Annotated in this window: 13 protein-coding genes; 6 read left to right on the top strand and 7 right to left on the bottom strand. The window is 30.5% G+C overall.

From position 1 onward, the window contains the following. Positions 1-6 precede the first annotated feature (6 nt). Positions 7-1,719, bottom strand: coding sequence for an aspartate--tRNA ligase (gene aspS, locus N1F73_RS02995; protein WP_260360052.1), 1,713 nt, complete (start codon positions 1,717-1,719; stop codon positions 7-9). A 268-nt stretch (positions 1,720-1,987) separates the two neighbouring features. Between aspS and tuf the strand changes: the two genes are divergently transcribed. Beyond that, positions 1,988-3,178, top strand: coding sequence for an elongation factor Tu (gene tuf / locus N1F73_RS02990; RefSeq protein ID WP_259290107.1), 1,191 nt, complete (start codon positions 1,988-1,990; stop codon positions 3,176-3,178). 162 nt (positions 3,179-3,340) lie between these two features. On the opposite strand, the gene N1F73_RS02985 is transcribed toward tuf, so the two are convergent. The 5 genes from N1F73_RS02985 to N1F73_RS02965 all read right to left on the bottom strand — a co-directional run bounded on the left by N1F73_RS02985 (position 3,341) and on the right by N1F73_RS02965 (position 13,373). Further along, complete coding sequence (locus N1F73_RS02985; RefSeq protein ID WP_260360051.1) at positions 3,341-3,622, bottom strand: antibiotic biosynthesis monooxygenase; 282 nt, start codon at positions 3,620-3,622, stop codon at positions 3,341-3,343. A 344-nt stretch (positions 3,623-3,966) separates the two neighbouring features. Continuing rightward, positions 3,967-6,318 (bottom strand): DUF262 domain-containing HNH endonuclease family protein, encoded by a 2,352-nt coding sequence (locus N1F73_RS02980; protein WP_260360050.1) that lies wholly within the window; start codon positions 6,316-6,318, stop codon positions 3,967-3,969. A gap of 417 nt (positions 6,319-6,735) precedes the next feature. Further along, the gene (locus N1F73_RS02975; RefSeq protein ID WP_396888596.1) at positions 6,736-7,782 is read right to left on the bottom strand and encodes a zinc-dependent alcohol dehydrogenase; all 1,047 of its coding nucleotides are present in this window, start codon (positions 7,780-7,782) and stop codon (positions 6,736-6,738) included. Between the two features lie 322 nt (positions 7,783-8,104). Then, entirely contained in the window at positions 8,105-10,456 is a 2,352-nt protein-coding gene (locus N1F73_RS02970; RefSeq protein ID WP_260360049.1) for a putative immunoglobulin-blocking virulence protein, read from the bottom strand. 202 nt (positions 10,457-10,658) lie between these two features. Further along, positions 10,659-13,373: an exonuclease domain-containing protein gene (locus N1F73_RS02965; protein WP_260360048.1), complete on the bottom strand. Its 2,715-nt coding sequence runs from the start codon at positions 13,371-13,373 to the stop codon at positions 10,659-10,661. Positions 13,374-13,635: 262 nt separating this feature from the next. On the opposite strand from N1F73_RS02965, the gene N1F73_RS02960 reads away from it, so the two are divergent. The 5 genes from N1F73_RS02960 to gap all read left to right on the top strand — a co-directional run bounded on the left by N1F73_RS02960 (position 13,636) and on the right by gap (position 22,005). Next, entirely contained in the window at positions 13,636-14,598 is a 963-nt protein-coding gene (locus N1F73_RS02960) for a lactate/malate family dehydrogenase (RefSeq protein ID WP_259290094.1), read from the top strand. A gap of 208 nt (positions 14,599-14,806) precedes the next feature. Then, a complete protein-coding gene (locus tag N1F73_RS02955) occupies positions 14,807-17,182 on the top strand; it encodes a phosphoketolase family protein (protein ID WP_260360047.1) in 2,376 nt (791 codons plus the stop codon). Between the two features lie 132 nt (positions 17,183-17,314). Beyond that, a complete protein-coding gene (locus N1F73_RS02950; RefSeq protein WP_260360046.1) occupies positions 17,315-18,922 on the top strand; it encodes a hypothetical protein in 1,608 nt (535 codons plus the stop codon). 83 nt (positions 18,923-19,005) lie between these two features. Continuing rightward, positions 19,006-20,817, top strand: a complete 1,812-nt coding sequence (locus tag N1F73_RS02945) for an aminotransferase class V-fold PLP-dependent enzyme (RefSeq protein ID WP_260360045.1) — start codon at positions 19,006-19,008, stop codon at positions 20,815-20,817. A gap of 183 nt (positions 20,818-21,000) precedes the next feature. Further along, complete coding sequence (gene gap, locus N1F73_RS02940; RefSeq protein ID WP_260360044.1) at positions 21,001-22,005, top strand: type I glyceraldehyde-3-phosphate dehydrogenase; 1,005 nt, start codon at positions 21,001-21,003, stop codon at positions 22,003-22,005. Between the two features lie 8 nt (positions 22,006-22,013). Here gap and N1F73_RS02935 read toward each other — a convergent pair whose 3' ends face one another. Next, on the bottom strand, positions 22,014-22,556 hold the full coding sequence (locus tag N1F73_RS02935) for a hypothetical protein (RefSeq protein WP_260360043.1): 543 nt from the start codon (positions 22,554-22,556) through the stop codon (positions 22,014-22,016). Positions 22,557-22,887 lie beyond the last annotated feature (331 nt).

Here is a 22,887-nt window from a genome sequence, read left to right as displayed (position 1 = left end):
CTAGCACTAATTGTTATTTTTCTTAACCTCAATAAATAATTCATCAAGTTGTTTATTATCAACAGTATTAGGGGCTTGTGTGAACACATCTTGTGCTTTAGCGTTTTTAGGAAACGCAATCACATCCCTGATACTTTTTTCGTGTGTTAAAATCATCACTAATCTATCTAATCCCAAACCAATTCCACAGTGCGGTGGAACACCATACTTAAAGGCGTCAATAAATCAACCGAATTTTGTTTCTTGTTGTTCTTTATCCATACCAATCATTTCAAACATTTTTTGTTGAGTTTTTTGATCAAAAATTCTAGCCGAACCTGAACCTAATTCAAAACCGTTTAGTACTAAATCATAACTTTTAGCCATTACTTTTTCTAATGGCAATTTGTCTAATTCTTCAAGTTCATGGTCAAATTGTGTAAATGGATGGTGTGCAGCTTGTCATGTATTATTTTGTTCATCATACTCAAACATTGGTCAGTCTGTTATTCATGATAGATGATATTCATCATCGTTAGCATAATGGAACATATCATTTAACTCAACTCTTACTGCTCCAAGTGCTTTAGAAGCATTTTCATATGAATTGGCAACAATAAAGTATGAACCATCTTTATTGTTGTTTTGTTTGATCAAGTTTAACACTGAATCTTTAATTTTATTAGCAAAATTTGTGTGTGATATTTCGCCGTTTTCTACGACAAAATAAAACAGTATATTCGCTTTATTTTTCAAGGCTATTTCCGAAAGTAATTTGAACTCCTTTTTGGAAATAATAGAGTCAACAAACAACATTCTTTTGCTTTGAGCATCTTTAATAATAGAGAAATCAGTATCGTTAGCAAAATCATTGATGTCTTGTAATTTATAACCAAATCTTAAATCAGGTTTATCTGTTCCATAATCTCTCAGTGCATCAAAATATTTAATTCTAGCTAAAGGAGTGACTAAATTTAAATTCAATTGTTTAAAAATGTATTTGAATAACTCTTCAATATAGGCTTGAAAATCTTCAACATTTGTGAAAGATGTTTCAATGTCGAGTTGTGTAAATTCAGGTTGACGGTCTTTTCTGCCGTCTTCATCTCTAAAACATCTGGCAAATTGGTAATATTTTTCAAAACCAGAAAGCATTAAAATTTGTTTGAATAATTGTGGACTTTGTGGCAAGGCTCAAAATTGATTTTGTGAGCGAGTAGGAACTAAGAAATCACGAGCCCCTTCAGGGGTTGAACGTGCCAACATTGGTGTTTCAATATCGATAAAGCCATTTTTGTGCATAAATTCACGAACAGCATGCATTAAATTACTTTTTAAAATAATGTTGTTTTTCATTTTTTCTCTACGAAGATCTAAAAAACGATATTTAAGTCTTAAATCTTCGTTTACATTTATATCATCTCTAATTGTAAAAGGTAATTCTTCAACAGAAGTTGAAAAAACAGTGAAGTCACTGGCTAAAATTTCAATTTCGCCACTTTTTATATCTTTGTTAGCGCTTTGGCGAGCAACAACTTCCCCTCTAACTTCCAATACACTTTCTTTGGGAACGTGTACATCTTGTTTGAATACACATTGAATAATCCCACTACGGTCTCTTAAATCAATAAAAGTCAGACCGCTGAAACGTCTTTTATTTGCTACTCAACCATGTACAGTTACATTTTGACCAACATTTTGAAGGTTTAAATCATTATTATTAATATTTTTAGTTTGCATAATATCTCCGTTCTAACGTTATGTGTAATATTATATATATTAATTTTAATTTTAATTAATTTTAAATAATGCGTTAACTAAATTATTTTTATTTATTGATTTTCATATAAAATATTAATTAATTATTTAAATATTGTTTCTTTGCTAAAATAGATATGCTATTTTCTTATACGTAAATAGTAATGATGGATAGGATGCGGATGAAAGGCCGCACATAGGTTGGTTTAGCGCTAAAACAATTTAATATTTATGAAAGGAAATAAATAATATGGCAAAATTAGATTTTAACCGTGATAAAGAACACGTAAATATCGGTACAATTGGTCACGTTGACCATGGTAAAACCACTCTTACAGCTGCTATTGCTTCTGTATTAGCTAAAAAAGGTTTAGCTGAAGCTCGTGATTACGCATCAATCGACAACGCACCAGAAGAAAGAGCACGTGGTATTACAATTAATACTTCACACATCGAATACCAAACAGAAGCACGTCACTATGCACACGTTGACTGTCCTGGTCACGCTGACTACATCAAAAACATGATTACAGGTGCTGCTCAAATGGATGGTGCTATCTTAGTTGTTGCTGCAACAGATGGAGCTATGCCTCAAACACGTGAACACATCCTACTTTCTAAACAGGTTGGTGTTCCACGTATGGTTGTATTCTTAAACAAAGTTGATATGTTATCAGCAGACGAAGCTGAAATGGTTGACTTAGTTGAAATGGAAGTTCGTGAATTACTTTCAAAATACGGTTTCGATGGTGACAACACACCATTCGTACGTGGTTCAGCTGCTGAAGCACTAAAAGGTAATCCAGAATACGAAGAAAAAATTATGGAATTAATGAACGCTGTTGACTCATGAATTGAAACACCAGTTAAAGAATTCGACAAACCATTCCTAATGGCTGTTGAAGACGTTTTCACAATTTCAGGTCGTGGTACAGTTGCTACAGGTCGTGTTGAACGTGGAAGATTAAACCTTAACGAAGAAGTTGAAATCGTTGGTCTAAGACCTACTAAAAAAACTGTTGTTACAGGTATGGAAATGTTCCGTAAAAACCTTAAAGAAGTTCAAGCTGGTGACAACGCAGGTCTATTACTACGCGGTGTTGAAAGAACAGCTATCGAACGTGGACAAGTTCTTGCAAAACCAGGATCAATTGTTCCTCACACAGAATTTACTGCACAAATTTATGTTTTAACTAAAGATGAAGGTGGACGTCACACACCATTCTTCAAAAACTATAAACCACAATTCTACTTCCGTACAACAGACGTTACAGGTGGAATTGAATTTGAAGCAGGACGTGAAATGGTTACACCAGGAGAAAACGTTGAACTTACAGTTAAACTAATTTCTCCAATCGCTGTTGAAGAAGGTACAAAATTCTCAATCCGTGAAGGTGGACACACAGTTGGTTACGGTAACGTTACAAAAATCGTTAAATAATCAAACTAATAATTTAAAAGTGAGCGCGATGCTCACTTTTTCTTTTTTCAATAAAATAACACAAATAATCAACGTTTTGTGTGTATTAACACAAATGAAAATGATGGATATAAAACACTAAGTTTTATATATTTTGCTATTTAACTAAATTAATTATGAATTTTAGATAACTGTTTTAAATTTTCTAACTTTCATTTCATCGACTGTAAATTTTGTAATACTTGTTAAGAAATCTTTGTATCAATCTTTTTTAGAAAAGTTCATAAAAGATTCTTCAGAAGATCAGCGCTCAAAAATAATAAATCTTCCGCTCATTCAGTACCCGTCTATTGATAAATTCAATTCTTCTTGTTTTGATATGTAAATTCAATTTTTGATGTATTTACTAAATTCTTCTTTTTCTTCTTTTTTTATTTTTAATTCTTTTGTAACGATATAAATCATAGAATCCCTTCTTTTGTTTTTATTTTTAATTATTCAAATTGATAATCCTTAGCGCTAATAATATTTTTTTTCATTATAACACACTCAAAAATTTATAAATAAATTTCTAACATAAAATTAATAATTTTATTGTCGCTTATTTAATTTAAATTTTTCGCTCTTGTAAATGCGTGTTTTTTTAGTTATTTTTATACGCAAAATAAATGAAAACATAAATAATGCAAAAGAAAAAGGAAAACAGTCGTGTTTGGTGTTTTCCTAAATTTAGTGAATAATGCATTAATTATATATTGCTAAATAGCAAATAGTATTCGAACCACAAAAGTAATAAGAGTATCCATTATTTATTGGTGGTTATCAACACTGTCAATTATTGCTCTAACTACCTGTTCTATTTCTTCATATTTATCTAAATAAATGACATAAGTTTTTGATCAATTGTAATAGGTTTTAGGCAAAAATTTACCTATTTTGTTTTCTTCGTTTTGCGGTTCATCGATAATAATTTTTAATTTTGACCGTAGAATATTTATATTAGCTATCGTTTTTGCCTGTTTTTCGTCTTTGAGTGTGACGCATCAATTGGTCTGAACCGCTGATAAATCTTTATATTTTTCTTTAATTGAAGTAAAAAGCATTTCGTATAGCTCGACCATATTTTGATTTTTGTCGGCAAAATAATTTAATTCTTGATCATCTTTTTCTAGTTGTGATATTTTAAAATCAGAATCCTGCGTAATTTCCGGTTTTGACTCTCTTTCGTCGTTCATGAATGCCAGACCTAATAATGTTTCTTCATCATGATTAAAAGTAAACCCTCATCTATTTTGCATAAATTTCAATAATTTTTTACCTCTATCTAAAATAGTATTCGGATTTCAGTCATCATGTTTTGCAATTTCTAATTCGGAGATGCAGCCGGTTGAATATTTTTCTTTTTTATATTCGAATTCATTATTTTGTAATTCTGAATTAATTTTTTGAGAAAGAGCTATTAAGTTTCCTAGCGAATTCGATAGGCAACGCTTTTCGTCATCATTATAATTTCGAAATTGATTTCGCCAATACCATTTTGTTGGTGTTTGGGGAAATATATGTTCAATCGAAATTTTATCTCTTTCGCTTTTGGTGAACTCACTTCAGTCAAGTAATTTAGGTGAATGCCCTTTTTCCGAATACAATTTCATTTCGTATTCAAATAAAAAATAACTTAAATATTTTCAACCGTAGTATCCTTTTTCTTGGTCATTATCGAAGCTACTTCTTATTCTTTCGGCAAATGAGTTGGTTGCTTCTTTTTCCTTTTCTTTGAATTTTTTCTGAAAGTACTCAATAATTTCCTCAATTTCAATTGTGCCCTTCATCAATTGTTCGGCAAACGCATACGATTTACTACTTAGGTAAGTTGACTGAATGCGACCTAATCTGAAACACAAGAATATAAATTTTTCAATTGTTTTGAATAATTTTATTCTTCTACTTTCATCAATTTTTTTATTAAGAAAGGACGCCACCGCTAAGGTTCTAAAATAATTAATATCTATTCTATTTAGTTTATTGATTCACTGTATTTCATCTTTGGAGAATTCATATTCATTTTTTTCAGGATTAAATGAGTAATATCAATATTTAGCAACTGACTTCAAACTTTCCACGTAGTTATTAATTTTTTCAATAGTTAGGTCATTATCATCTGTTGTTTTTGATTTCGCTTTATAAACAGATTTAGAATTAAAATATTTACCAAATAAGAAATCAATATAGGCATTACCTTTATTACGTGAGTACTTGAAATACATTGATCAATGGTTTTTTAAATATTCATCATCGTCTAGTGGTTTATTCTTGTCTCGTCCAAGTTGATAATATATTTCTTTTCAAGATTCATTTATGTTTCTGCGTATTTGATTTTTCGTTTCGATTGAAATCGTGCGGTCGGGGAAAATTGTTGTTAAATAAATCAATCTATTTTTTAAAATTTCTAAGTTAGATAACTTTTTACCTCTATTATTCATAGTCTCAAACGCAGTGTAAACATCAAAATTATCATCAATGTAATAGATATTAAATAATAATTTGTTGCAAACTTTGTCGAGAAGTAATTCTAATCCTTCCCTTTCTTGATTTTTAAATAAATCATGAATTTTTTTAGTAAAGTACTGATTTGCTTTTTCTAAATTTAAAGTATAAAATGTTTCTAATAATGATCCTGGATGATTTTCTTCCAATATTTTGTATCTTAAAAATTCAAATGAGGGATTATCGGTCTCATAGCCAAATTTGTATGCTTTTAGAATCTTTTCTGGCTTTTTATATTCAACTATGTAGCGATTTTTAATCTCTTCCAAATCCACTCCGTTTAAAAAATTTATATTTTTATGGCTGGCGAATTTTATGATGCAATTAATCAAAATTACTAGTGTAGTCAGTCTTTGTTGTCCGTCAACAACATGGTATGCCCCATAACCCCGTTCATCGAAGATTCATTTTTCTTCTTTTCAATTGTTGTAAACATCCTCATCTAATTTTTTCAACGAAATCATACCGGTGTAATGAAATTTATCTTTATTAAGGTAGATAAGATCATCTCAAAAGTCGCTTAATTGCGATTCGTTCCAAGCATAACCTCTTTGATAATCAGGAATTCTAAATATTTTTTTATCGAACAAGTCAAATAAACAAGTCAAATCTTTCATGTAAACACCCTCACTTTATGGTTTCAATTTTACTGATATTATAAATTATATTCGCTATACAATGTTTGCTAATTTACATATAGATTATTGAGTTTTATTATTGATAACGACACACCAGTTTAGTTTTTTTGAGTCTATAATTAATCAAATTTAATATGCTATCGCCTCTGTATTAAATAAAGAACTTGTTTATATTTATGTTCATTATGAACATTATTTTTATTTATTTGTAAGAACAATACATCTTGTCGATTATAAGCAATTTTTACACAATTTTATTGGTGTAAATCAATAAAAATGGTAAAAAAATGTGTAAAAGTTCACAAAGATACGAACCTTTACACACAATTTAATGTTGACTCAAAAACATACAAATTTCAAAAAGAAAACATCCTTTGTTAAGGATGTTTAGGATAATTATTTTCTATAGTCGATAACAGCACGACCAATAAAGTCACCTTTTTCAAGTTTTTCGAAAATTTCTGCGACTTCTTCAAGTTTAACAACTTTAGTAACTTCTGATTTAACCAATCCACGCGCTGCATAGTCAAGAGCTTCTTTTAGGTCTTTACGTGTTCCAACAATTGAACCGGCTAATTCACGTTCGAATAATACAGTTCAGAATACAGATACTGGGAACTCGTCTTTTCCTAATTTATCTTTAGCAGGTAGTCCAACTAACACTTGACGTCCACCACGACGTAACATTTCCATCCCTTGGATAGCTGCTACTGTAGCAACTGATGTGTTAACCACACCATGAACTCCGCCTTCTGTTACTTTAATGATCTCTTCAACAGCATTAACTTTTTTCGAGTTAAAGGCAAATTCAGCACCTGATTTTAGCGCTAATTCACATTTTTCGTCATTTAAATCGACACCAATAGGACGATATCCCATTGCTTTTGCGTATTGGATTGCTAATTGACCTAACCCTCCAACACCAATAACAGCAACGAAATCACCTGGTTTTAGTTTTGCTTGTTTAACAGCTTTGTATGTAGTAACACCAGCACAAACTACGGGTGCTCCTGTGATTAAATCTAAATCTTTTGGCACTACGCCAACGAAGTCTTCATGTCCAATTGCATATTCAGCAAATGATCCGTCTTTTGTATATGCTGACATATTTTGGTTAGGACATAATGTTTCTTTACCACTTAAACAAAATTCACAGTGCCCACAAGCATCGTGTAGTCAAGCTAAACAAACTCTGTCACCTACTTTAAGGTGTGTACATCCTGGACCTAATTTTTCAACAATACCAATTCCTTCGTGTCCAGGAATAAGTGGGTATTTTGGTTCAACTAATCAATCGTAATTAGCTGCGTGCAAGTCTGTGTGACAAATGCCGCTAGTTTCCATTTTGATTAAAACTTCTTTTTCTTTTGGTTCAGGAATATCAACGATTTCCACGCCTCATTTACGTGGAGAGCGTACAACAAAGGCCTTCATTTTAGACATATTATTATCCTCTTTTCTTTATAATAAATTTTAATTAACGATAAATTATTTACATTTATCAATATAATCATATTCCTTTTACACGTTTTTGTGTATGTTTGCTTAAAAAAGAACAAAAGGATGTGCAAACATTTTGCCTACACATATTTTGCAATTATTAATTTTTTCAAAGATGTATCTATAAAAACTTATTTTTTTATGCATTTTGAACCACTTAAAACATTTTTTTATTTTTAGCTTTTGTTTATTGATTATTTAATTTGTCATATTTTTTATCATGTAAATAAAATAAATGTGGAAATTTCCACATTTATTTTAAATACTAAGCAAAGTCAAAATCTTGTGCTTCTCTAACTTTTAATCCTGAGTTTTGCAATTGCGTTTTTAATTGCGTTGCCTCTGCATCAACTTCAATCTCATCACTAAATTCATTTCCGTTTTTGGCGAATTTAATAAATTTAAATAGATTAGCAATACCTGAATTTGTTAGGGTTTGATTACCTTCAATTTTTATTCGTTTAGTTGTTGCACCGTTTGAAAAAATAATTTTTGAAGATTGCATTGGTTCATCAACCATGTGTTCCATTCCTGCATTATTTAAGTCTTGTGCACTCATAGTGAAACTAGTTGAATTGTTGTATAAGACTAATCTCGAAATTTTTCTTGCCTTATTAGCTGGTTTAAATTCATCATGAAATACAAGACCTCTTAAACTTTTAATTTGTGGAACTCTTGAAAAGTCTAAACCTGTTGCGTAGCTGTTGCCACCTTCATTTTCGTCCGGATTTAAACCGCTTCCAAAACCACCTTGGAAAATTGGTTCATTATTGCGAGCATAATAAGCCATTCTTAAACCTAAATTAATTCTTTCAAAAGGATTGCTTGAACCAGAAGCATAATCTTGAGCATCAAAAGATAATGTATTAAAAGTGATTCTTGTTGCTATTTCTTCACCTACTTTATACTCAAAACTTACATTGTAATCGTTAGTATTTACTCATTTTGTGTTCCGTAAGGCAAATGGGTTAATACTCCAATTGTCTAATAATGAATTTCCCAAAGTATATAAAGATAACTCTTTAATGACTTTATTTTCAAGTGCGATTAATGAACCTGTATTTGTTGCACGATCAGAGAAAAATAGTTCTAATTGCGGAATTTGGTCGGGTAATTCATCTAAAATTTCTTTGAATTTTTGTCCCGCATCATGGCTGCCCATATTTTTAATGCGGAATGAGACAAAGTTTAAATCTGGTTTAGCTTTTAAATCAATTAATAGTTGTTTGGTTTTTTGATATCCACTTTCATTACCGGCATCAATTTCTAAAACATAACCTTCATTTATTTGCCCTTTATCATTAATAGGCTCATCTCTGGTCATTTTAATAATATTAATTCCGTCTGCTTTTGATACATGTAAGTCTTTAAATTCAACATTATCAGTTACATCAACACGAGTCCATCCTGGATAAATACCATTTTTAACATTGTAAGGACTTCTTATTTCTGAAGAACTATAACTAAACACACGTTTTTGAAAATTATCACGTGTCATTCTTGCCTCAACTGAGTTATATCCTTTTGGCAAACTTGCTGATCACGAATCTAATTCGCCCTTTTCGTTAAAGTATGATGTATCTTCTGAAATAACATATCCTTCAGCTAACATTTTCTTAGCATTGTCACTCAGTTTAGTGAATTTAGATCAGTCAAGATTTGAATATAATCAGAAGTAGCGATGCACTTTAGAAACGAATTTTTTTGTGCGATATTGTGTTTTAGCATCCGGTAAAAGGAATTTTTCCACATTATTGCTATCAAACAATTGTTTTCATTTTTCAAATTGTTTTGTATAAAATCCTGTTTTATTGACGTTAACAATATCTTCTAAATTTTCAGGTTTAACTTGTGCCAAAAGTTCGTCCACAGTCCCTTTTATTAGTCTATTGTTAATTCCGTTATTGCCAGTACCATCACCTTTAACATTGTCTAAAACTTTGTTAACTAATTCATCAGTGACCTGAATACTTACTATTTTGTCGACAGTGTTATTTTGGTATGGATCAATATTACTTATTTTATTTCTGATATCTGAAGAATTTACTTCTCTATTTTTGTTTTTAATTACTTTAGCACGAACATTAGCGCCTAAAATATTGATGATAGTTGCCGAGTCATCATTGTTGATTAAATTATCAATAACAACATTGGAAGGAGTTTTGGGTTTTACAACTTCTTTTTCTTCTGCGACTTTAGGTGTAATTATTTTTTTTGGTTTAGGTTGAACTCGTGGTTGATTGTCAGGCAGTGGCACTGGTTTAGGTTTTGGCTTTGGTTCAGCTTTAGGAATGGGTTTAGGTTTTGGTTTTTCTTCATCAACGGCAATTTTAACGATTTCTTCAACTTTTGGTTTTTCAGGTTCCCTAATTGGTTCGTAAATTGATTCAGGAACTTTTAACTCTTTAAGGTTATTGTCTGCATTCGCACTCGTGACATTGAGATCTAAATTGTTTTTTGTCGTAAAATCTTCTTTTACTTTTGCGTCAAAAAAGTAGTCAAATTTGGCTTGTTTTTTTGAGTTAAATTGGTATAGCAAAACCGCTGTGACAGATGAGACAATCACAGTAGCAGATGATAATGACAAAACAATTTTTTTACGTTTTAAAAATGCCATTTTATTCCTTCGTTGTTTGACAATTAATAACTTTCCTTTGAGAGCTATTTATTTTAAATAGATTTTATCACATTTACATGTTGCAATCTCTATCAAAAACAAAACATTTTAGCAAAGCAAAATGTAGATAATATTTTATCAATTTTAAAATTAAATTAGATTTTTTAACGTAGCGTCATTGTTTGAACTGAAAATAAATTGCCTAATTTTTTTTGATTTTGAATTTATGGCCTCTATAGCCATTATCAATTGATTTTTGAATTACGTTTTTAAAGCTTTTTTCAAGATGAGAAAAGATATCAAAAATTGTTTTGGCATCGTGATAAGCATTGTGATGTTGAAAATCTATACCTAAATCGTAGGCAATAAAATTTAAACGCTCAATTTTTTTATACTTTTCATTGTATTTTTTTAGCCCATGTCTACTGCAAAAATAGTATAAATCATCACTCAACGAAATATTCGATCTAATCAGTTCACGCTTTAAAACATTGATATCAAATGCAATATTGTGAGCAATTAATAGATACTCGCCGTTAAAATAATGTTTAATATTGTCTCAATATTTACTGAAACTTGGGGCATTTTCAACCATTTCATCACTGATATGGTGTTGCAGTGTGGCGGCATAATCAATTGGGACGAGCGGATTAATTAATTGATCTACCGAACTAGAGATTTTGTTGTTTTCGACAATTACCATTCCTATTTGACAAACATAGCCTGTTAAACTGCTTGTTTCAAAATCAAAGAACACAAATTTATCTTTTGATTTCAAACCGTGTGCTTCCCTAATTCCTAATTTGACTGTTTCGTAATCTATTAAAATTTTATTAATTTGAGATAATTCAACCTTCGAATAATCAACATCAATATCTGGAATGTTATTATCTATGTTGTCGATTGCATTTGAAACTATCTTTTTTAACTCATTAGTGTCGTTTATTTCAATTTCGAGTTTTGAATTATTGCGAATATTAAATAAGACAAATCTAAAGTTTTCGAGCAAATTATTCATTTTTTTATCTTCTTGGGCTTCTAAATACAATAGTGCAACATTGATTACCAGTTCGTAAATATCATTATCGCTTAAGCGATCATTGAATTTAATTCAATACATAATCTCACTTTCGTAATCAATTAAATCAACAATTCCTTCAATGTCAGAATAATTTATGTCATACCAAAGCTTTGAGCCTTCGTTTTGTATGTTTGTTAGTCTATCTAAAATAAGATTGTAATTTTCATTGTTTATTCATTTTCTCTCATCAATCGGGATTGAATTGATACCGATTAAACTATGGCTTAATAAAGCATCAAAAATCATCGCCATTGTTAAACAATATTCTTTGTCACTAAGAGTGCTTGCAATTTTTAATTGTTTATTAATTTTATTTTTGAATTCATAGTCTTTACTACTGAATTTTTCAATAAAATCATTTATTTTTTCACTAATTTGACCTTTTTCGAAATGCAAGGAATACAATATTTTTGAATATATTGAATTAATAGTTGAAACATTGTAACTTTGCTGCTTATGCTTGATTTCAATATTATCCCTGATATTGATTATCTTTTCTGGATAAGATAACCAAAGTTTACTGATGACTTTTGATAGGTCGTTTTTTGTTTTATGTGATATTTTTTTGACTAAGTCTGTAACTCTATAATTACGCGAAAATTCGATATTGTTTTTTGAATTCAAATTTCTCATTGTATTTTTGTTTCAAACGCTATGGAAATATGCTTTATCATAGAAGTTATTAACTTCAATGAAGGAAGGGAATACTTGGCCGTATTCCTTTGTTTTTACATTGATTACAATCAAATCTTCACTAGCTCTTGTCATTGCGACATAATATAGATTTCTTGCTAGTTCATGAGTATTTTCATTGAAAATATCTTCAGTAATTTTATTGAAATTATAAAGAATTACGCATTTTTTTTCGCGTCCTTTTGACTGGTGAACACTGGCAAAAACCAACTTATTTTTTTCTTGGTTTTCACTTATTCCGACTGAATTAGGTTTAGGGTAAAATGTTTCATAACCTCTTAAATTAATTTCATTGGCTATTTTTATTAATGAAATATCAGAGTGCGAATTGTTTACGATTGGTGAAAGCACAAAAACGTTTTCAATACCATAACTACTGATTTTTTCTTCAATAATGTTGCAAGTATAATCAATGAAATCATCATCGGTTACGTGTATTTCAAGATTTCCGGTTTTGTCTGCGTAACTTGTTCCATTAAATTCGCTTAAATCATTTATCTTGAAGAAATCTCACACAGATTTTTTAACACGAAAACTATTCGTTAGTGATAAATGCTTTCATTCAATATTATTATTTATAAGTTTATCAACATTCAAAAAGTAATATGGAGTTGACCTGTTATGTTGGTATATTGTCTGATTTTTATCGCCAAAAAACACATATTGACATTTTTTATTATTAATGTTATTAGACAATATTGCCTGTGTTAATTTTCAAAGCAACGGTGTTAAATCTTGGGCTTCATCGATTATGATTAAATCAAAATCAATGTTTTTTACAGTATTACCATCATGGTCAAATATTTTTTGTAATTCGCCATCGTCACGACACGACATTGCTCAATATGAGGCAGCGAATGAGTGAAATGTTCTAATTTCTCAATAATTTTGTTGATTTCTTTGTCTAATTTTATTAATTTTTGCCCGTGTGTTCTCCATTAATCTTGTGTTATAAGTCAATATTAGGATTCTTTTATCCATATTATTTTTAACTATTCCGATTATAGTTGTTGTTTTACCAGAACCGGGAATAGCATCGACCACAATATTATTAGTTTGTGAATAATCGATTATTTTTTGTTGCTCTTCTGTAAAGAAATTGGTATTTTTTTTATCTAAAAAATTGTCGAGATTATTTTTCATTACTTAATTTTAATACAAATATTAATATTAATGTAAGCTCAATTAAAAGTTATGGCGAAATAGTTTTAAAATGAATAAATTTTCCTCTATTTTTAAGTTTAAGATTAATAATTAATATGAATTTTCATTTTATAAAGCATAAGTTAAATTTATATGGAATTCATTCCATTTTTTTTGAAAATAGTTTTTATTTTTTTAAAAAAATTTATAATTGTATTAGTTTATAACAAACTAAAAATTCAAAATAAAAAAAGAGGGATATATGAAAAAAATTATTGTTATCGGACTAGGTAATGTAGGATTTACATATGTAAATATTGCTGTTGCCAGAGGCTTAGAAGCTCAATGAATATTTGTGGACAGAAATGAAGACATAGCTTTTGCACATGCTAAAGACTTTTCTGACATGGTATCAATCTTACCAAGAAATGGTTCAACATTTAAAGTAGGAACATTAGAAGATCACGCAGCAGATGCTGATATTGTTGTTGTATGTGCTTCAATTCCTGCAAATAAAGATTTCTCAGATCGTCTTGCTTTAGCGGGTGCTAACGCAAAATTAATGGATTCATTCGGATCTGTTTTAAAAGAAAAAGGCTTTAAAGGTGTGGTAATTGTTGCTGCTAACCCATGTGATGTTATGGCAGCTGTATTCCACTACGCATCAGGTCTTCCAGCAAACAAAGTTATTTCAGCAGGTACTATTTTAGACGGTGCTAGATTGAAAAAATTAATTTCTCACAGATACAATGTAGAAGCAGATTCAATTGAAATTTCAATGATTGCAGAACACGGTGCATCAGCAATGGCTGTTTGATCGAACGCTAAAATTGGTGAAACATTAATTAAAGACTTACCACAATTTACTGAAGAAGTTAAACAAAAACTTTACGAAGACAGTAAAAAAGAAGCATTCGAAATCTTCTCACGTAAAGGAAACACACAATTCGGAATTGGTACATCACTATACGAAATCACTTCAGCTGTTTTAAATAACAAAAGAAAAATCATGACAATCGGTGTTAAATTACCTGACACATTCAAACACCCAGGAATTTATTTCTCAATTCCAGTAATCGTTGGTGAAAATGGATATGAATACTTACCTGAAAAAATGTCTCTAACACCAGAAGAATGAGAAAAATTTGACAAATTCTCAGAAGGATTTGCAAAAGTTCACAATGATACACTAGGTCAAATTGGTGTAAAACACATTTTCAAATAATAAATTTAATAAAAAAATGCCGCAAGGCATTTTTCTTATTAACTAGAAAAATAGATTTCTTTTATTTTTAAAATTTGTAAGATAAGCTATCTTTTTTTTGATATGCTAATGATTCCATAAACTAAGTATTTTATCTACAATTAAAATGATAAAAATAATTATATTTACTATAATTTAAAAAGAAATAAATAATATAAGGAGTAAAACAATGCAAAAGAAAAATATCAATTTTGATTCTAAAGAATATTTAGCAAAAGTCGATGCATGATGAAGAGCTGCTAACTATATTGCTGTAGGTCAAATGTATTTAAAAAATAATCCATTAATGAAAAATGGCCTTAAACCCGAAGATTTAAAAATTTACCCAATCGGTCACTGAGGAACAATCCCTGGACAAAACTTTGTATATGCTCACCTAAACAGAGTAATAAACAAATATGACTTAAATATGTTTTATATTGAAGGTCCTGGACACGGTGGACAAGTTATGGTTGCTAACTCATACTTGGATGGTTCATACACTGAATTATTCCCACACATCACACAAGATGAAGAAGGAATGAAACATTTATTTAAAATTTTCTCATTCCCGGGTGGTACTGCTTCACACGCAGCGCCTGAAACACCAGGTTCATTACACGAAGGGGGTGAATTAGGTTACTCACTTTCACACGCAACAGGTGCTATTTTAGATAATCCTTCATTAATAGCTGCTGCAGTTATTGGAGATGGTGAAGCTGAAACTGGTCCTTTAATGGCTGGATGATTATCAAACACTTTTATTAACCCTAAAAACGATGGTGCTGTATTGCCAATTTTACACTTAAACGGTGGTAAAATTTCTAACCCTACAATTTTCGCTCGTAGATCAAACGAGGAACTAACTAAATTATTTGAAGGTTTTGGCTGAGAACCAATCTTTGTTGAGGTGGAAAAAGTTGCCGACTATCACCATGAAATGGCTGACAAACTAGACTATGCTATTGAAAAAATAATGGCTATTAAAGCTGAAGCGGCTAAAAAAGGCGAACAACAACAAAAAAGACCTCAATGACCAATGATTATTTTTAGATCACCAAAAGGATGAACAGGTCCATCAAAATTTGCTGGTAACCAAATTGAAGGAAGCTTCAGAGCACACCAAGTTCCAATTCCTGTTAAAGCCGAAGATCCAAAACACATTCAAGATTTAATTGACTGAATGGAATCATATAAACCATCAGAATTATTTGATGAAAACGCAAGATTAAAACCTGAATTTTATATTGCTCCTGAAGGTGACAAAAGAATGGCAATGAATCCTGCTACAAATGGAGGAATTGACCCACAAAACTTAAAATTAGGTAATTGAAAAGATTTTGCTTTAAAATTTGATAAACCTGGTAGTGTAATTTCACAAGACATGGTTAATTTATCAACTTATTATGCTGAACTTATAAAATTAAACCCAACTAACTTTAGAATTTTCGGACCAGATGAAACTAAATCAAATAGACTTTTTGATGTATTAAAAAACACAAATCGTCAATGATTAGACACAATCAACACTGAATTAGATGAATTTATGGCACCAGCTGGTAGAGTTATCGACTCTCAATTATCAGAACACCAAGCCGAAGGTTTCTTAGAAGGTTATGTATTGACAGGACGTCACGGTGTCTTTGCTTCATACGAAGCATTCTTAAGAGTTGTTGACTCAATGGTTACACAACACCTAAAATGAATCAACAAATGCAAACCACTATTCTGAAGAAAACAAATTCCATCACTAAACTTAATTGCTACATCTAACGCATTCCAACAAGACCACAACGGTTATACACACCAAGATCCAGGTATGTTAGGACACTTAGCAGATAAAAACTCAGATGTGGTTAGAGAATACTTACCAGCGGATACTAACACATTATTAGCTGTTTCAGCAAAAGCGTTTGCTGAAAAAAGTGTTATTAACCTAATCGTTGCTTCAAAACAACCAAGAGAACAATTCTTTAGTGTTGCCGAAGCAGAAGAATTAGTTGAAAAAGGATACAAAGTAATTGATTGAGCATCAAATGTTTCAATCGACCAAACTCCTGATTTAGTTGTTGCTGCTTCAGGTACCGAATCAACAATTGAAGCTCTAGCTGCTATTTCGATTTTAAACAAACAATTCCCATCATTAAAAATTAGATTCGTTAACGTTGTTGAAATCTTAAAATTAAGACACCCATCTGTCGATCATCGTGGTTTAAGCGACGAAGAATTCAATTCAGTATTTACAACTGATAAACCAATCTTATTCGCCTTCCACGGTTACGAAAGTCTTTTAAGAGATATCTTCTTCACAAGACAAAACAGAAATCTACACGCACACGGTTACCGTGAACACGGAGATATTACTACATCATTTGACATTCGTCAATTATCACACATGGATAGATTCCACATGTCAATTACCGCTGCTAAAGCAGTTTATGGTGAAAAAGCTCAATCATTTATTGATGAAATGAATGAAAAACTTGAATACCACACAAACTACATTAGAGAAACTGGTACTGATATCGACGAAGTTAAAAACTGAAAATGAGAAGGAATTAAATAATAAAAAAAGTGTCTCGTGACACTTTTTTCTATTTTTACAATTTAACATCAATTCAACTAGACATTAAATATTATAACTTTAACATTTTTTATATTAAAATATACTTAATATTGGATATATAAAGGATAAAAAATGAAAATTAAAACCCGAAATTTGTTATCGTATATTGTAGTTTCAACAGCTTTGTTGACTTCGGCTATATCTTTAACATCATATAAAATCTACAAAGTGAAGGTTTCTAAATACGATCGTGATAATTTTGCCAAAAATAAACAAATTAAGACGATTGAGTATAAATTTAGTCCAGTCAAATTTATTGAAAATGATACAGAAAAAACATTGCAAATTGATGATGAAAATTTAATTAATGAACATAGTGATGTTACTTCATTACTGGACCAAGCTGACATCAATATGTTTGGAATTTCAACTAGTATTCAACCATTTTGAGATCAGTTAAGATTAGCAATGATGGCTAAGGGCGAAGTTCATTTTACACAATTTGTCTATGGCGATAATAGAATGTCAGTTGACAAAGATAAATTTGAAGATTGATTGAATAACAAACGCGCAATTAATAATGATAAAAGCAAAAAATCTCGTGTGTATAATTTTAACCGTTTCTGAACAAACAAAGATTATTTAGTCAAAGTGCTCCGTGATGTTATTGTTGCTAATCCCGACAAAAAAATCAATTTATGAGTTTCAACGGCTGAGTTGAATTATGTGCGTCAATACTTAGAATTAGCAGCGTTTACAAATGTAAAATTCCTTTGTTTAAACGAAGCTAGCTCTATTATTTCTTCATATGAAACAAGGTTTTTAAACGACATTGACAATTTTAATAAAAAAGGCCAAATGATTAATATAGATGATATTGAAAGTGGTCCAACAGGTTGAATACCTATTTCTACAATTCTAGACAATGTTTATTTCTTCTTCGAAGATCACAATGGCGTTAATAAATTCAAAAATAAAGAGTTGAAAAGAATATACCCATATTCAGTTGACAAAGATTGAAGAATAAAAAATAAATTCTTCCAAACCCGTGATATTAACAAAAAACGTATACCTTTTACTGAAGAATATTACGAAATATCAAGACAAGATTGACGTGTTGAACGTGACAAAGTTAAACAAAATCAAAAACTCCACGGCGATAAACCTAAAATCATATTCTTAGGTTCTGGTGGTGATGTTAAAATCGAAAAAGATTTACTCTCACACGTTATTGATAAATATCAAGACACATACAATATCTATTACAAAGGTCATCCTAATTTCTCAGTTATTGATAAGTGAATTGAAGAAGTTGTTAACAAAAATCAACAAATTGAATATACAGACAGAATTCACACCACTGATTTCAGTAAGCCAGTCGAATTGCATACTTCTCTAAAAGATGGTAATTCAATCACTGTGCTAAACAATCAAATTCCTTCGGAAGAATTAACCACTAATCATGCTAATGATTTTGGTTCCGAAGAGGGATTATGATTCGAAAAATGGGCAACTGTTGACATGAATACTGGTGCACTAAAAGCCATTTTAGATGTAAGCGGTAAAAATACAACCAGTGATTTAATTTTTACCGGTATGTCAATTCGTGACCAAGATGGCAAAAAAATAATTGCTTGAAGAGCCGCTTCGCCCGTGAGTGAAATTGACGACCCAGTCAATAATGATTTATGAAACGAAATTGTTTTAAAACAAGCGGAAATTTTTAAGGCCAACAAATAAACATACTGGTTGATTAAAATAAAAACACAATTTATATTGCAAATAATGTTTCATCAGTCGAAAATGAAACCAAAGGAAAAAATATGAAAAAAATAAAAAATGTTGTAATTTTTGCTGCAGGAAAAGGCACAAGAATGGCACCTTTAACTCAATACTTACCAAAACCACTAGTTCAGGTACACGGTGAGCCAATTATTGAAAGAAATATTAAATTTCTACACGAAGCAGGAATTAAAAATATCACCATAGTGGTTGGTTATTTAAAAGATCAATTCAACTATTTAATCGATAAATACGGTGTTAAATTAGTAGAAAACCCTGAATACGATACAGCCAATAATATAAGCAGTTTGTGATATGCAAAAGACTTTTTTAACGATACCTTGTATGTTGAAGGTGATTTATATTTCAATGAGAATGTCTTTAGCAAAATTGTTCCCTTAATTTCGAATGCTAATACTTCGATAGCCTTCAGTGTAAAAGGATATGAACACAAACCAGAGTGAGCTTACAATTTAGATAAAAATGAAAATGTTATTAATCATTCTTTAACACAAGACTCATTTATGAAAAACATTTGAAGTGGAATCTTGTATCTAAACGATACAACTTCAAATGAAATGCGCCAAAAAATTGATAGTTTTTATCAAACACACCGTGAAGACTATTTTGAAACATTTTTATGAACTCTTGAGTCTAAATTCAAACATCTTGAAATCGTTAATGTACAAATGCGTGAGCTTGATACTTTTGAAGACTTACAAAATTTAGATTCAAGATACCGTAACCATGCTACCACACTATTATTTACGCCTGGACCAATAAATAATTACAATGAAGTTAATGAAATATTGAGCCAATGTGTCTTACACCACAGATCGCAACTTTTTAAATATTATTTAGAAGATACAACAAAATTAGTTCGTGAATTATTCAAAACCGAAAACGGTTTACCATTATTTATTACCTCATCAGCTACCGGAGCGATGGAAGCTATTTCAATTAATTTAGCTCAAAAAGGAGAAAATGTACTTTTAATTGAAGCAGGTGATTTTGGTAAAAGATTTAGAATTCTTTTAGAAAGACTGGGCGTAGGCGATACTTTAACAACAATTAGCTATGCTGATGGTGAAACATTCGATTTTGCTCAAATTGAGTCAGTATTGAAAAACAATAAATTTAAATCACTTTTTGTTACTCATCACGAAACATCAACAGGTGTTTTACACGATATTGAGAAATTGTCTAAGATTGTGAAAAAATACGCACCTGATACTTTATTTATTGTTGATACAGTTTCATCATTTATACATGATGATGTTAAATTTGATGAATGAGGCTTGGATGCTGTAATTGCCACAAGTGGTAAAGCGTTTTGTTTAATGCCTGGTTTAAGTTGCGTTGTTTTATCACAAAGAGCAATCGAGGCTGCAAAGCAAAATACTAATTTTAAATTCTACTTTGATATTCCGGCTTATGTTAAATATTATTACGAACAAAAATCAACTCCATATACACCAGCGAGCGCCATTTTAGTTGCGATGAATGCGGCTATTAGAGTAATTAAAAACCAAACTATCGAAGCTATAAGAAAAGACAAAGAGTTAATTTACAATTACATTAGAAACGAATTAGTTGAACTTGGTTTTAGAGATGTCGTTAAAGGAGAAAATGTCACTCACGGATTATTAGTGATGGATGCTCCTAAAGGATATAATGCTGAAATTTTAAGAAATACAATCGAGTACAAATCAAACATTTATTTTGAAGTCGGACGAAATGGAAGACAACAAACACAAGTAAGAATTGGTATTCCTAATGTTATAGATATGCCTAAAGCTAGATTACTAGTAGATGCTATCAAAGAAAATATAGAATTAGCAAAAATCAAATAATTATAATCCCTTCGTGGGATTTTTTATTTAATACTTTATCAATTTTGCTTAAAACTTAAACAAAGTGGCTAATTTGTGGAATCGTTTCTTAGATTTATTCCATATTTATGACATAAACAAAAATAAATTACCTTGCTAAATGTAAAATTATGTATATAAAATTACTAAATTTTAGGAGGCAAAATGAAAAAAATAGCAATTAATGGATTTGGCCGTATTGGTCGTTTGACTTTACGTCGTATCCTTGAAACAAAATCAGAAGACATCGAAGTAGTAGCAGTTAACGATTTAACTGACCCTACTATGTTAGCTCACTTATTAAAATACGATACAGCTTTCGGACCTCTACAACACGAAGTTAGCGTTAAAGAAGGTGCAATTGTATTAGATGGTAAAGAAATTAAAGTTTTCGCAGAAAAAGATCCTGAAAATCTACCTTGAGCAGAATTAGGAATTGACATTGTTGTTGAATCAACAGGTTTCTTTGCAAAAAAACCATTAGCAGAAAAACACATCAAAGCTGGTGCTAAAAAAGTTGTAATTTCAGCTCCAGGTGGTAATGATGTTAAAACAATCGTTTACAATGTAAACCACGATATTTTATCTAAAGATGATGAAGTTATTTCAGCAGCTTCATGTACTACAAATGGTTTAGCACCAGTTGTTAAAGTTCTTGTTGATAACTTCGGATTAGTAAATGGTTACATGACTACTGTTCACTCATTTACAGCAGACCAAATGCTTCAAGATGGACCTCACAGAAAAGGTAACTTAAGAAGAGCACGTGCTGCAAGTCACAATACAGTTCCTACTTCAACCGGTGCTGCTAAAGCTATTGGTTTAGTTGTTCCTGAAGCAGCTGGAATTTTAAACGGTATTGCCCTACGTGTTCCAACAATTACTGGTTCTATTATTGACTTATCAGTTCAATTAGAAAAATCTCCATCTGTAGATGAAGTTAATGCAGCATTCAAAAAAGCAGCTACTGAATCAATGAAATACAACACTGATGAAATCGTTTCTTCAGACATTATCGGTTCGCACTTCGGTTCAATTTTCGATGCTACCCTAACTCACGTACAAGAATCTAACGGACAAAAAATTTACAAATTGTTTGCATGATACGACAACGAAATGTCATACGTTTCACAATTAGTTAGAGTTATAGAACACTGAGCAAAATTATAATCAAGTAATTAACGAGCACTCCTTGCTCGTTTTTTATTTTGCTTAAAATTTCTAAAACATCAATTAATTTTGAATAAATTTATTGAGTTAACCTTATTTTTTCTTGCTAATTTAATTGAAATAGGTATAACAACTATGTTAATTGTATTGCGCATTTGGTTTCAATAAATTGAGCGGTGCTTACTGATATCAAGATGATATTTATTACCGATTTTGCACGAGAGAATTATTTGATATGAATTTCCTCAATCACCTATCAATATACATTCACTGTGATTATATGTTCCATCTTCATTTTTTAAAGGTTTGAACTTAAATCAATCAAAAATATTCGTGCTTTCTAATTTGGTTAAAAAGAATAAAATAGCTTTTACTTTTTTAAAAAAATTATCACGGTATTTCTTCGGCAACTTTGCACAAATTCAATCAAAATCTTTAATATTATGAGTAATTTCATAGAAAAAATTGTAGATATTGTAATCTTTATTTAAACCTAAAAATTTACGCTTTAAGCCAAGACTATGGAAGAAAAATTCTTTTGACCAATACACTATTATTCTTATTCGATATTTGTTGATCGCACTGGGTCAACGCAAAATGTCGATCGTAGATGTTTTGATTAAAAAATTAAAATATTTAATAACTATACTTTTAAAAATTTCGGATCGGTAAAAAATTAGTGTGTTAGCTGAAAACCTAACTAGTTAATTTTTGATTAATACCATTATACCTAATTTTTTTCGAAAATTTTTAAAATTTTTGCGTTTTAAAAACTGGTGCAAAAAAATAAAATTTTCTTTTGCACGCGCGCGTACGCCTTTTAAGGCAAGGCAACAAATGGTACAAAGCTTCTAACCGAAGCACCATTTTATACCTTGCTAT

Source organism: Mycoplasma sp. HS2188, from assembly GCF_025209835.1.
In the GTDB taxonomy this organism is placed as follows: Bacteria; Bacillota_I; Bacilli_A; order Mycoplasmatales; family Metamycoplasmataceae; genus Mycoplasmopsis.
Note: the sequence above shows the minus strand (reverse complement) of the source record. Positions and strands in the feature narration are given on the sequence as shown.